Annotated in this window: 10 protein-coding genes; 2 read left to right on the top strand and 8 right to left on the bottom strand. The window is 51.8% G+C overall.

The window, feature by feature from the left end; translation table 11 throughout:
• Positions 1-120: 120 nt before the first annotated feature.
• The 5 genes from FDX14_RS24445 to uxuA all read right to left on the bottom strand — a co-directional run bounded on the left by FDX14_RS24445 (position 121) and on the right by uxuA (position 5,805).
• Positions 121-1,128 carry a porin gene (locus FDX14_RS24445; RefSeq protein ID WP_061382827.1) on the bottom strand — a complete coding sequence of 336 codons (1,008 nt, stop codon included), beginning with the start codon at positions 1,126-1,128 and terminating at the stop codon, positions 121-123.
• Between the two features lie 188 nt (positions 1,129-1,316).
• Positions 1,317-1,520 (bottom strand): hypothetical protein, encoded by a 204-nt coding sequence (locus tag FDX14_RS24440; protein ID WP_042312608.1) that lies wholly within the window; start codon positions 1,518-1,520, stop codon positions 1,317-1,319.
• Between the two features lie 637 nt (positions 1,521-2,157).
• A complete protein-coding gene (gene uxuR / locus FDX14_RS24435; RefSeq protein WP_061382826.1) occupies positions 2,158-2,931 on the bottom strand; it encodes a Uxu operon transcriptional regulator in 774 nt (257 codons plus the stop codon).
• A 133-nt stretch (positions 2,932-3,064) separates the two neighbouring features.
• The gene (locus FDX14_RS24430) at positions 3,065-4,540 is read right to left on the bottom strand and encodes a fructuronate reductase (RefSeq protein ID WP_042312613.1); all 1,476 of its coding nucleotides are present in this window, start codon (positions 4,538-4,540) and stop codon (positions 3,065-3,067) included.
• Between the two features lie 80 nt (positions 4,541-4,620).
• Complete coding sequence (gene uxuA, locus FDX14_RS24425) at positions 4,621-5,805, bottom strand: mannonate dehydratase (protein WP_137350411.1); 1,185 nt, start codon at positions 5,803-5,805, stop codon at positions 4,621-4,623.
• Positions 5,806-6,066: 261 nt separating this feature from the next.
• On the opposite strand from uxuA, the gene gntP reads away from it, so the two are divergent.
• The gene (gene gntP, locus FDX14_RS24420; protein ID WP_038636883.1) at positions 6,067-7,410 is read left to right on the top strand and encodes a gluconate permease GntP; all 1,344 of its coding nucleotides are present in this window, start codon (positions 6,067-6,069) and stop codon (positions 7,408-7,410) included.
• A gap of 49 nt (positions 7,411-7,459) precedes the next feature.
• On the opposite strand, the gene FDX14_RS24415 is transcribed toward gntP, so the two are convergent.
• From FDX14_RS24415 to FDX14_RS24405, 3 genes are read right to left on the bottom strand one after another with little or no spacing between them, the layout of a single operon-like run.
• On the bottom strand, positions 7,460-8,155 hold the full coding sequence (locus tag FDX14_RS24415) for a LutC/YkgG family protein (protein ID WP_137350410.1): 696 nt from the start codon (positions 8,153-8,155) through the stop codon (positions 7,460-7,462).
• On the bottom strand, positions 8,148-9,575 hold the full coding sequence (locus FDX14_RS24410; RefSeq protein ID WP_079225573.1) for a LutB/LldF family L-lactate oxidation iron-sulfur protein: 1,428 nt from the start codon (positions 9,573-9,575) through the stop codon (positions 8,148-8,150). The genes FDX14_RS24415 and FDX14_RS24410 overlap by 8 nt, the downstream gene beginning before the upstream one ends.
• Positions 9,576-9,585: 10 nt before the next feature.
• Complete coding sequence (locus tag FDX14_RS24405) at positions 9,586-10,305, bottom strand: (Fe-S)-binding protein (protein ID WP_137350409.1); 720 nt, start codon at positions 10,303-10,305, stop codon at positions 9,586-9,588.
• 580 nt (positions 10,306-10,885) lie between these two features.
• On the opposite strand from FDX14_RS24405, the gene FDX14_RS24400 reads away from it, so the two are divergent.
• Positions 10,886-12,439, top strand: coding sequence for an L-lactate permease (locus FDX14_RS24400; protein WP_137350408.1), 1,554 nt, complete (start codon positions 10,886-10,888; stop codon positions 12,437-12,439).
• Positions 12,440-13,000 lie beyond the last annotated feature (561 nt).

Below are 13,000 nucleotides of genomic sequence, written 5' to 3'. Positions count from 1 at the left end.
CTGGTTTAAAAAAATCACGCGGGTTACTAATCCTGATCGGTTTAACTTGCTCCTTTAAAAGCAGGTAGATGTAAAAAAGGCGTCTTACAAAAGACGCCTTTTACATATTATCACAACAAATTAGAACTGATAGGTCAGACCCGCAACAACCTGGTTGTCACCGTCAGCACCATCAAGCAGGTTAATTTTATAACCTACATCAGCAACCATATTTTTGTTGAAGTAGTAGTCCGTACCCAGCGCCACATATTCGGTCAGGTCATTATTGTTGTTGTCACGCGTATGGACGTAGGCCACATTCGGACGCAGACCAAAATCAAACACATACGCAGCCATCGCTTCAAAGTGCTTAGCTTTGTCCGCATCCTGAATCAGGTTGTGGGACTCACCGTACATCGTCGCTACATAGATGGCGTTAGCATCATACTTCAGGCCAGCGCCCCAGAATTCTGCGTTTTCGCCATCCCAACCATTCTGTTTCTGCTGAGCAGTCACGGAACTGGTGGTGTAGGCCGCAATCGCAGACACGCCGGAATCGGCGATATTGTCGTAGCCCAGGGAGAAGCCGTAGCCATTGCCGTGCTGTTTCGTCGGATCCTTATCGGTATCATCCTGACCCTGATATTGCGCGCCCAGGCTCAGGCCATCAACGGCACCAAACAGATTTTTGGTGCGGAGTGTTGCAACGCCAGAAGTGCGTGTAGTAAGGAAGCGGTCAGTATTTTCATAGGAGTCACCGCCGAACTCTGAAAGAGTGTCAGTGTAAGCTCCCACGTCGTAAGCGATACCGTAGTTACGACCGTAGTCAAAGCTAACGTCATGGCCATAATCCAGACCAGCAAACGCCAGACGTGTATTAACACCATTCTGAGAACCTTCTGCTTTAGCGGCATCAAACTGACTTTCAAACTGACCATAGCCAGTCAGTTGATCGTTGATTTGAGTCTCACCGCGAAAACCCAGACGTGCGTAGGTGCCGTCAGCATCGGTGCCGTCAGTCCAGGAGTGGACCGCTTTCACTTTGCCGTACAAATCAAGTTTGTTGCCATCTTTATTATAAATTTCCGCTGCATGAGCGGTAGTGATGCCTAATGCCATCACTGCTAATACCACTGCTGACTTTTTCATATTTTTACTCACTTTTAATTGTGAATTTTGCTATCAACTTTGTTATGAAGGCAGAAAGTCCTCATAAAAAAGCCCCCTGAATACCAAGGGGAGAAATCAATAACACACCAATAAAGGCAATAATGAAGTGGCAATAAATAATTCACTACTCAGATTTCATTCAAAATCCGGAATAAGGTCAGCCAGGTTTACTCTTGATTCTCGCCCTGGTTAATAGAGCGATGTAGCATTAACGCCTCAGCGATAATGTCTTGTTTACTTTTTCGCGTTTCAAATGCCAGCGTTCGGACATATTCCCACAGAGAATTATCAACACGGGCACTTAAAAGAACCATATCTTTAGATCGGGTACCCCTGGCTTTTCGGATATCTGGATAATCTCGAGAAGGCATCGTCATCATCTCCTGAACGCAATAAGACGCTTATGGCGATGAAATATGCAGTCAGTGTAAAAACATGTCAACGGTAAAAAACATTCACAATCGTAATAAAACTGTTAATAAATAGCAGGAAAATGGAACGATATTTCAAGTGAAAGATAACTTGTTTATAGAATAATGTGTAATTTTAACTTTACATATATTCATTTTTATTCATTTGATTAAAAACGCTTAAAGCATTGACAAGAACAATTGCACTTAATCAAAACATCATTACAGCCAATAAGTTACATGCCGTTATTAATGTCTACTTTTATGCGAACTGCTTGTTTTTATGTACTGTTATGCAAAGCGGTTCTATCCAAACCACTACCGGAATCACTTTGATTCTCACTTAATGCTGACCTGTTTTGTCTAAAAATACGCACGAAAAGGTAAAAATAAGGTAAATAACCCATTTTTTCGCATGCAAAATTAAGTTATTTTTAATTGATATAAATCAATTTACGTGGTGTAAAGACGACGAAAAAATCTCGGCTGAGGTGTCAGACAGAATTTTTTATGTCCAATTCAGCACGATAAAATGGGAATAATCACGAGGGAAAGTACCACACGGATCGAAGCTGCCCGTGTGGCTGAAGAAGGAAAATCAGGCGTTAACTTTATCCAGCGGCCAGGACTCGAACAGATAGCCATCAAAGTCGATATCATCGACATTTGAAAATTCCAACAGCCGTTGTTTGACGTTTTCCAGATGCTGCCACATTGCCAGCTTGGCCGCGCGGGCGTCCTTTTTAATTAACGCCGCCAGGATCTGCTTGTGGTCGACCATCCACTCTTTACGGTAATGAGTATCATCGAGGTGGCTATGAAGTTGGATCCACATCGGGTTGTTCTCACGCCACTGCCATGACTGGCGAAATAGCTCCACCAGCATGCTGTTATGCGTGGCTTCAGCAATCGCCAGATGAAACTGCATGTCACCGCTTTCGGATCCATTCGGTTCGCTGGAGGCCAGCTCACGCTCTTCCAGTTGCAACGCCTGACGCATTTTCACGATATCTTCGCGAGTGGCCTGCAGCGCGGCAAATTCAGCGATGTTGCTTTCCAGCAACTGGCGTGCCTGCAGCAGTTCAAACGGACCGGCATCGTTGCAGTGATTTGCATCGGTACTGTCGATACTCTGCGCATCCGCACTGTCGAGCACGTAGATTCCGGCACCGCGACGTACGTCCACCAGTCCTTTAATTTCCAGCATGATTAATGCTTCGCGTACCACCGTGCGAGTGACATTGAGCATCTCAGCAATTTCACGCTCCGGGGGCAAACGCTCACCGGGCTGGTACGGCGTCTGGACAATCAGATCGCGGATCATGGCACCCACTTCCTGGTAGGGTCTTTGTTGAGAAGTGTTCGATTTCATCGTGTTATGTCCGTCAGAAGCGTGTAATCAGATACGGTGAATAGGTATCGAACTATAGCATTTGCGGCAAGTCAAAAACAGAAAACGGGTCAACCAAATCAGTATTTTGATTGACCCGTCATAGTTCGGGGAATTAAGCGTCAGCGCTTAGCGCGGCAACACACTCACGCGCGCCCAGCTCGCACAGTTGTTGATAGATGGCGATAACCGTCTCAACAAAGTCGGCGTTTTCCGCTAAATCATGGCCAAAAATACCGCTCAGCCCCAGCAGCGCCGTCACGCGTTCAGCCCCCTGGTATTGTTGGTTAATACGCTGGAATTCAGCCAGCATTGGGTCAACAACATCAATGGCCTGCCCCTGCTCATCCACGCCGTGGGTATAACGCATCCAGCCCGCGACGCCAAGCGCCAGGTGACGCCAGTCGCTGCCGTTTTGCAAATGCATACGTACCGGATCCAGCAGGCGCTGCGGCAGTTTCTGGCTGCCATCCATCGCAATCTGCCAGGTGCGGTGGCGCAGAGACGGGTTGCTAAAACGTTCGATCAGCAGCGTCGCGTAGGCGTTGAGATCGGTACCTTCCGGCATCGCCAGCGTCGGCGCCTGTTCCTGCATCATCAGTGCAAACGCCGCTTTGCGATACGCGGGATTCGTCATGGTATCGGCGATAGTTTCATACCCGCCAAGATAGCCCAGATACGCGAGGAAAGAGTGGCTACCGTTAAGCATGCGCAATTTCATCATTTCAAACGGCACCACATCGGCAACGAATTGCGCGCCGACTTTATCCCAGTCCGGACGACCGTTGACGAAATTGTCTTCAATCACCCACTGACGGAACGGCTCACAGGCGATAGCACACGGATCGTAAACGCCCAGCTGGTCGGCAATTTCCTGCAACGTTTCTGGCGTCGCTGCCGGCACAATGCGGTCTACCATGGTGCATGGGAAGGTGGCGTTAGCTGCAATCCACTCCGCTAACTGCGGGTCGCGCGCCTGCGCCAGGCCCAGCACCGCGACTTTCGCCACATGACCATTTTCACGCACGTTATCGCAGGACATCACGGTAAAGGCCGCCAGCCCCTGCTCACGACGCAGATGCAACGCCTGTACGATGTACCCAATCGCCGATTTCGGCGCGGTTGGGTTCGCCAGATCGTGCTTAATCAGTGGGTTATTGAGATCTAACTGGCCGCTGGCAGCGTCGGTGCAGTACCCTTTTTCCGTGACCGTCAGCGAGACAATCGCCGTCTGCGGGCGCGCCATGGCCTGTAAAATGCCGTCGCAACCGTCAAGATCCGGGTGCAGCGCTTCTTTCATCGAGCCAATCACTTTCAGCACGGTGTTGTCCGCGCCCTTTTCCGCCACGGTATACAGCAGTTGCTGCTTGCGCAGATTTTCAATCAGTACGCAGTCGTTACCCGGCATCAGGTTAACTTCACAGATACCCCAATCGCTGTCGGTGGTTTCTAAGAGATGGTGGGTGTACAGCGCCTGATGCGCGCGGTGAAAAGCACCGCATCCCAAGTGAACAATACGGGATTGCAGGCGAGAACTGTCCCAGGCCGGACGCGCAACCGGCAGGTTGCTACTGGCAATTGTCGTTGTCATCGTGAACTCCAGAAGCCGTTGGAATACCAACGGAAGAGAAAAGGAAAAAGCCGGCCAGACAGGTGACCGGCAAATCTGCTTTAACGGCTGAAGAAAGCGCGCTGGATAGCCATTTCAACACCGCGTACTTCCGCCAGCCCCTTCAGGCGACCAATCGCGGAGTAGCCAGGGTTGGTTTTCTTTTTCAGATCGTCAAGCATCTGGTGACCATGATCCGGCCGCATGGGGATCAGATCCTCTTTACCCTCAGCTTTACGACGTTGCTCTTCTTCGACGATCGCTTTCACCACTTCGTACATGTCAACGTCGCCGTTAAGATGCGCCGCTTCATGGAAAGTTTTCGGGTTATCTTCACGTAGCGTGGAGCGCAGATGGGTGAAGTAAATGCGCGGACCAAACTGTTTGATCATGTCAACCAGATCGTTGTCCGCACGGACACCGTAGGAGCCAGTGCACATGGTAAAACCGTTCGCCATGCTGCTGACCGTATCTACCATCCACTGCATATCTTCCACGGTGGAAACAATACGCGGCAGGCCGAGGATCGGGCGCGGCGGATCGTCGGGATGGACCGCCATACGCACACCCACTTCTTCTGCCACCGGAATGATCGCTTTCAGGAAGACGGCAAAATTCTCGCGCAGCGCAGCTTTATCGATATCTTTGTAACGCTCAAGGTGCTGACGGAACTGATCGAGGGTATAGCCTTCTTCCGCGCCAGGCAGACCGGCGATGATATTGCGGGTCAGACGCGCTTTGTCTTCATCGCTCATGGTGGTGAAGCGTTCATTCGCCTGAACAATTTCTTCGGCAGTGTAGTCCGCTTCCGCGCCCGGGCGTTTGAGGATATGCAACTCAAAGGCGGCAAATTCAATCTGGTCAAAACGCAACGCTTTGGAGCCGTCCGGCAGGACGTATTCCAGATCGGTACGGGTCCAGTCGAGAACCGGCATAAAGTTGTAGCACACCGTACGAATGCCGCACTGGGCCAGGTTACGCAGGCTCTGCTGGTAATTGGCGATCCACTGCTGATAGTTGCCAGAACGGGTTTTAATGTCTTCGTGGATCGGCACACTTTCGACGACCGACCAGACCAGGCCCGCCTGCTCAACAATCGCTTTGCGCTTTAGGATTTCATCAACCGTCCACACTTCCCCGTTCGGGATATGGTGCAAGGCGGTGACAACGCCCGTGGCACCCGCCTGACGCACATCCGCTAAGGTGACCGGATCGTTAGGGCCATACCAGCGCCATGTCTGTTCCATGTTTTATTCCTCGTTTACGTTATGGACTCGACGATATGGCGCATAAATTCCTCCTTTTGGTATTACATGTCAACCTAAACGCCAAAATTGGTTAACCAAATCACAATGAAAGGCGTTGAGATCCTATGTATGCCGCAAAAACACACGGTAAATATGTAAACATGTAACGCAATGTGACATCTATCGCATCAATGGTTAACCAATATATGTAACATCTCAACCAAAATCATAATGGTTCAACCAAAAGAAGGTAGACGTTTTATGCACGTTCTCAATATTCTGTGGGTCGTATTCGGCATCGGTCTGATGCTGGTACTTAATCTAAGATTCAAAATAAACTCGATGGTCGCCCTGCTGCTGGCGGCGCTCTCGGTCGGTATGCTGGCGGGTATGGATTTAATGGAGCTGCTGCACACCATGAAATCCGGTTTCGGCAGTACGCTGGGAGAGCTGGCGATTATCGTGGTATTCGGGGCGGTCATAGGTAAGCTGATGGTTGATTCCGGGGCGGCGCATCAGATTGCCCATACGCTACTGGCGCGCCTCGGCCTGCGCTATGTGCAGCTGTCGGTGATCATTATTGGTCTGATCTTCGGCCTGGCGATGTTCTATGAAGTGGCGTTTATTATGCTGGCGCCGCTGGTGATCGTTATTGCTGCAGAAGCGAAGATCCCCTTCCTCAAGTTGGCGATTCCCGCCGTTGCCGCCGCCACCACCGCTCACTCCCTGTTCCCACCGCAGCCTGGCCCGGTGGCGCTGGTTAACGCCTACGGAGCTGACATGGGCATGGTCTACATCTACGGTATTCTGGTGACCATTCCGAGCGTGATCTGCGCCGGGCTTATCCTGCCGAAGTTTCTCGGCAACCTCGATCGCCCGACGCCTTCATTCATGAAAGCCGACGTCCCGGTTGACCAGAACAATCTACCGTCATTTGGCGTGTCTATTCTGGTGCCGCTGATCCCGGCGATCATCATGATCTCCACCACCATCGCCAATATCTGGCTGGTAAAAGGGACACAAGCGTGGGAAGTGGTCAACTTCCTCGGCTCTTCACCGATTGCGATGTTCATCGCCATGATTGTTGCCTTCGTGCTGTTTGGTACCGCGCGTGGTCACGATATGCAATGGGTCATGAACGCCTTTGAAAACGCGGTGAAAAGTATCGCTATGGTGATCCTGATCATCGGCGCGGGCGGCGTACTGAAGCAGACCATCATCGATACCGGCATTGGCGACACCATCGGTATGCTGATGTCGCACGGCAATATTTCTCCGTACATCATGGCGTGGTTGATAACCGTGCTGATTCGTCTGGCAACCGGCCAGGGCGTGGTCTCAGCCATGACGGCGGCGGGAATTATCAGCGCAGCCATCCTCGACCCGGCAACCGGTCAACTGGTGGGCGTCGATCCGGCGCTACTGGTGCTGGCAACGGCGGCAGGCTCCAACACACTGACCCACATCAACGATGCCTCGTTCTGGCTGTTCAAAGGCTACTTTGACCTGTCGGTGAAGGATACGCTGAAAACCTGGGGTCTGCTGGAACTGGTGAACTCCGTGGTGGGCCTGATAATCGTGTTGATCATCAGCATGATTGCATAACGTCTGTCCCGCTCTGGCCAGTCGCGCCAGAGCGGTTTTCCATCCCGTCTTAGCAATCCTCAATAATCAGATACACCGCCTTCACCGGGCCATGCACCCCAACCACCTTGATAAGCTCAATATCCGCTGTCGAACTGGGTCCACTGATAATGTTAATGCACGACGGCATACGCTCACCGGCCTGCGCTTTCTGATGCAGTTTTTCTGCCAGTTGCGCCACGCGTGGCAGGATGGTGCTTTTACGCAGCACGAAAATCGATGACTCCGGCAACAGGCTCAGGGAACGCCCACGCTCCGGCGCAGAAAACAGCACCACGCCGCCGGACTCAGTCAGGCCATACTCGGCATAGACCACGCCGACTTTAGCCTGCTCGGCCTGGGCAATATTTTCGCTACCGCGCGCCGGGTCCCAGACCACGGCGTTGCATGCCTGCTGTAAGCGTTCGGTAATGCCCAGTTCCACCAGCCGACTGTCGCCGCTCAGTACCACCGGTTGCGACCCCAGCTCCTCACACAGACGGAGCGCCGCGTCTGCCGCCTGATCCTCGCGGGTCAGTTCGCAGCGGGCCAGCATCACCTCGCTGGCAAACTGGATAAACGCCTCGCAGCGCTGCTCGGGGCTCAGTTCGGTCAGGCGCTCGTTGGCATAGTTGTTAACCGGCGCGGCATCCGCTTGTGGCTCGAAACGCAGCGGGCGACCCAGCGCCTGGGCGACGGTGTTTAAAAATGCGGTACGGTTATCCATTTTTTTTCTCCTGCGCCTGATGTTTCTTAAACCAGCTGCGGAAACTCTCGCCGTCAGCATCAGGCAGATCGCGCGCCTCCATCCAGTCACCAATCGCGCCAACCTTAAGCGGCGTTTTACCGCCATTGATAAACCAGCTTGCCGCGTGGGCCCCGGCCATCATGCCGACCTTCCACAGCCCTGGATGGCTGTTGGCATAAGCGAACATTTTGATCGCCCGTCGCTCGGCTTTCGGGGTAATGCCCTCCTCGGCCATCACCCGGCGATGACGCAGGATCAGTTTTGACAGAGGGATCCGCACCGGACAGACGCTGTCACAGGCCGTGCACAGTGAACAGGCATACGGCAGGTCTTTAAAATCTTTATAGCCGCCGAGCAGCGGAGAGATCACCGCGCCGATGGGGCCTGGATAGATAGAGCCATAGCCGTGCCCGCCGATATGACGATACGCCGGACAGGTGTTCATACAGGCCCCGCAGCGGATACAGCGCAGCACATCACGAAACTCTGAACCCAGCACCTGCGAGCGCCCGTTATCGACAATCACCAGATGAAATTCTTCCGGTCCGTCAACGTTATCCGCCTCACGCGGGCCGGTCAGCCAGGTGTTGTAGCCCGTCAGGCGTGCGCCCACGGCGCTGCGCGCCAGCATAGTGATCAGCACATCCACATCGGCAAACGTCGGTGCGATACGCTCCATACCCATTACCGCAATGTGCGTTTTCGGCAGCGTGGTGCACATGCGCGCGTTACCTTCGTTGGTCACCAGACACACCGAGCCGGTTTCCGCCACGGCAAAGTTGCAGCCGGTAATGCCGATTTCGGCACTCAGGAAATCCTCGCGGATCTTCTGGCGAATGAACAAGGTCATGGCTTCCGGTGTTTCCGGGCCGTCGTAGCCCAGACGTTCGTGCAGCACACGGCGGATCTGATAGCGATCTTTATGAATAGCTGGGACCACTACGTGCGAAGGCGGATCCTGATCCAATTGCAGGATGTACTCGCCGAGATCGGTTTCGATCACCTGAATTCCGGCATCCTGTAGTACATGGTTGACGCCGATCTCTTCGGTCACCATCGACTTGGACTTCACCACTTTCTTCGCATTTTTATTCTGCGCGACCTGCAGAATGTAGCGGGTGGCCTCTTCTTTGGTTTTGGCGAAATAGACGTGCCCGCCGTTTTGCGTCACTTTCTCGGAGAGTTGATACAAGTAAGCATCGAGATTGCTCAGAACGTGATCGCGGATCTGGCTGGCACGATCGCGCCAGTCTTCCCAGTGGCCTAACTCATCGACCATTTTCTGTCGATTCGCGCCGATACGCTCCTGCGCATTGGCCACGGCTTTGCGCATGATCGGGTCTTCAATCTGCTGACGAATGCGCAGTTTAAATTCTACATCGCTGGTTTTTATCGACATTTATTTCCCCTCAGCGGCTCATCAGCACTTCAGCAATATGCATCACTTTGACCGGCTGACCTTCCCGTTGCAGTCGACCGCCAATGTTCAGCAGGCAACTGACGTCTGCGCCAATCAAATATTCCGGCTTCGCATCCATCAGGTGGAAAACTTTCTCTTTCACCATCTCGCCGGATATTTCAGCCATCTTGACCGAGAACGTCCCGCCAAAGCCGCAGCAGGTGTCCTGATCGGCAAACGTCAGCAGTTCCAGCCCGCGCACGTTTTTCAACAATGTGAGCGGCTCTTCCTTCACACCCAGCTTGCGGGTCAGGCTACAGGAGGGGTGATATACGGCGCGGCCCTGCAGACTGGCGCCGACATCCACCACGCCGAGTTTGTTGACGATAAAAGAGGTAAGATCCTGCATACGCGCGGCAACGTTCTCAGCACGGATCGCCCACTCAGGTTCATCGGCCAGATAGGTCGGGTAGCTTTTTACCGCATAGGTGCAGGAGCCTGCCGGAGAGATAATCGGATCGTCGTTATCTTCCAGCGCGGCGATCAGGTTTTTCATCCCGGGGATCGCTTCTTTGATGTAACCGCTGTTGATGGCTGGCTGACCGCAACACCCTTGCTTCTCGGGGAAATTCACGCGACAACCCAGTTTTTCCAGCAGCAATACGGAGTCTCGTGCCATCCGTGATTTCAGTGCGTCACCAATGCAGGTAACAAAGAAATTTACATTCACAATAACTACTCCATTGCTTCATTTCTGTTTATTGCGCTTGATATTGCTATATCAAGCAAAGGTTCAATCGTCTTTCACACCCAGTTTTTCGGTTTGCTCGTTTTACTAATGCCTGGGTTCATAATGATGCTCAGATCGTTTTCCTTTGATGGCGACTCTCCATTTCTTATATCAGGACAATCGCAAATGTCTGCATTTTCATTTGTATGACAAAACAAAATAATCCCCTAATCGACTCGGACATGCAATACCCAGGTTTATTTATTTCGGCATCGCTCACATTTTTATATTTAAAATCACAGCATTATTAACACCTTAACAATAGTTTCAGGAGATAACTATTCTCGTCACTACCATTATCAAAGAGGTTGTTAAATAACTACTTATGGGTATTAAGCTTGATCTTAAGTATATTTACACGGCGCTAATTCTTAATTAAAAAATTACAATAGTTACAAAACCACAAATCATAATTACTTTATCCACTGAAGCGATTCAGTTTACAGCTTTTATTAATTCAGCAAGGTACCCTCCCCGCCATAAATATAAATCAGGTTTAATGAACCAATCGGGAATAGCAATGAAAGAATATTTTATGTTTGCCCTGGCACTCTCTCCGTTACTACTGATGGTATTTTTAATATTAAAATTGAAAATGCCCATCCATTATTCTGTGCTAATCTCTTTAGTATTCACCGCCGCGCTATCGGCACTATTCTGGGAAATGCCCGTACAGAATTTGAAAGCCGCGATAGGCTATGGCGCACTGAAGGGATTATGGCCGATCGTGATTGTGATCCTCGGCGCTATCTTCAGTTATAACGTCATGCAGGCGACCAAAGCGCTGGATATTCTGCGCGACATTCTCGCCAGCATTAGCGAAGATAAGCGTATTCAGGTGCTGCTGATTTCATGGTGCTTTGGCGGATTTCTTGAAGCCGCGGCAGGTTATGGCACGGCGGTCGCCATCCCGATCGGCATTCTTATTGCGCTCGGATTCAACCCGCTGAAGGCGGCGATCGCCTCTCTGGTGGCAAATACCGTTCCCACCGCATTCGGCGCGGTCGGGATCCCGGTTTCTATTCTGGCGGAACAGGTTAATCTGCCGGTTTATACCTTAGGCGGAACCATTATTTTGCAGCTGGCGCTGTTTAATATCCTGCTGCCGTTTGTCATTGTCTGCATAATTGGCGGTGGCCTGAAAGCCATTCGCGGCGTATTTCTGATCACACTGATGTGTGGCATCACCACGCTGGTTCCGCAATATTTTGTCGCTATCCATCTTGGCGCGGAATTGCCCGCCTTTGCCGGGAGCCTGGTCAGCCTGCTTGCCGTCGCGATGGTCAGCCGCCTGCGCAAAGGGAAAACCGATCCCGAATGGCGCATTGAGGTCAGCCATACCCGCGAAACCACGCCGCGCTCCGCAAAAGTGTTGTTCCGCGTGGGCTCTATCTATCTGTTTATTTTTGTCTTTATCCTGCTGTGTTCGCCGCTGTTCCCGACGATAAAAGCTGCGGCGTCCCAACTGGCCTCGGTACTGCATTTCACGCTCGCCGACGGCAAAACGCTGGCGCTGAAAGTTGAATGGGTGACCACGCCGGGGATGCTGATCATCTTTGCGACCATTATCGGCGGTTTTATTCAGGGAGCATCGACACGTGGGATGCTGGAAGTGTTTATCAAAACTATTTTCCAGCTTAAAAATTCCATTGTGGCGATTATGGCGATCGTCGCGCTGGCCACGGTGATGGATCTCAGTGGGATTATCTCCACGCTGGCCCAGTCGATTGTTGATTTGACCGGCAGCTCATACGTCTTCCTCGCCCCGGTGATTGGCGCGCTGGGTACATTTGTCACCGGCAGCGATACCAACTCGAACATTCTGTTCGGTAAACTGCAAACCATTGCCGCCAGTAAGCTGCATATCGATCCCAACTGGCTGGCGGCGGCCAACACCTCCGGCGCAACGGGCGGAAAAATGATTTCACCACAGAGCATCGCCATCGCAGTTTCGGCTACCAAAATGGACGGTCAGGCCAACCAGATAATGTCTGGCACCATGAAATACTGCTGCGCCTACATTGTGATCCTCGGCCTGAAAGTCGGTCTCTTTTATTACTGGTTTATGGCGTAACCCGTTGTCAACCCCGCCAAATTCGCGGCAATCGTATTTGACGAAGCGGTGACCATAAAGGTTTACACCGCCCCGGGATCGGAACGAGGTGACAGGCTTTACGATTTGTCGGCGCTGACTAAAATAGCGCCGATGTTTCAAATCGAGGATTGTTGTTATGTTGTTCTGGAAAAAGATGGTGAAGAAGTTCGACGCCTTTTCTGCGTTGATCCCACCACGCTACTTCCGCGTGTAATGCCTGATGGCGATTCGCTTATCAGGCCTGCGTTTCACGCTCATTTGTCGGCCGGATAAGGCGCAAGCGCCGCATCCGGCAACTAGCTCCCTTTCACTTGCGCAGCCCGCACGCCCTTAACACCCTGACCCACAGACGAAGCCACGCAAAACGGTAGACCAGTGGATGCTGAAATCGTAGCAATGTCATAAACATAATGCCTCCTGCGCTAGTGAAACGTTGGCAGCAGACCAAATACGTCCAGAACCACCGTCAGATAGACAACCGCCCCACAAATAATCACCAGGTTGAGCATGGTGTTATTACACGGCGCGGTATAGCTGGCG

The sequence above is a fragment of the Citrobacter sp. wls710 genome, from assembly GCF_005281115.1.
Classification (GTDB): domain Bacteria; phylum Pseudomonadota; class Gammaproteobacteria; order Enterobacterales; family Enterobacteriaceae; genus Citrobacter; species Citrobacter werkmanii.
The sequence above is the reverse complement of the archived record's forward strand: the minus strand, read 5'-3'. Positions and strand labels throughout refer to the sequence as shown.

Bases quoted from the DNA above. Each gene is read 5' to 3' on its own strand.
- FDX14_RS24445 (WP_061382827.1), bottom strand. From the start codon at position 1,128: ATGAAAAAGTCAGCAGTGGTATTAGCAGTGATGGCATTAGGCATCACT.
- FDX14_RS24440 (WP_042312608.1), bottom strand. From the start codon at position 1,520: ATGCCTTCTCGAGATTATCCAGATATCCGAAAAGCCAGGGGTACCCGA.
- uxuR (WP_061382826.1), bottom strand. From the start codon at position 2,931: ATGAAATCGAACACTTCTCAACAAAGACCCTACCAGGAAGTGGGTGCC.
- FDX14_RS24430 (WP_042312613.1), bottom strand. From the start codon at position 4,540: ATGACAACGACAATTGCCAGTAGCAACCTGCCGGTTGCGCGTCCGGCC.
- uxuA (WP_137350411.1), bottom strand. From the start codon at position 5,805: ATGGAACAGACATGGCGCTGGTATGGCCCTAACGATCCGGTCACCTTA.
- gntP (WP_038636883.1), top strand. From the start codon at position 6,067: ATGCACGTTCTCAATATTCTGTGGGTCGTATTCGGCATCGGTCTGATG.
- FDX14_RS24415 (WP_137350410.1), bottom strand. From the start codon at position 8,155: ATGGATAACCGTACCGCATTTTTAAACACCGTCGCCCAGGCGCTGGGT.
- FDX14_RS24410 (WP_079225573.1), bottom strand. From the start codon at position 9,575: ATGTCGATAAAAACCAGCGATGTAGAATTTAAACTGCGCATTCGTCAG.
- FDX14_RS24400 (WP_137350408.1), top strand. From the start codon at position 10,886: ATGAAAGAATATTTTATGTTTGCCCTGGCACTCTCTCCGTTACTACTG.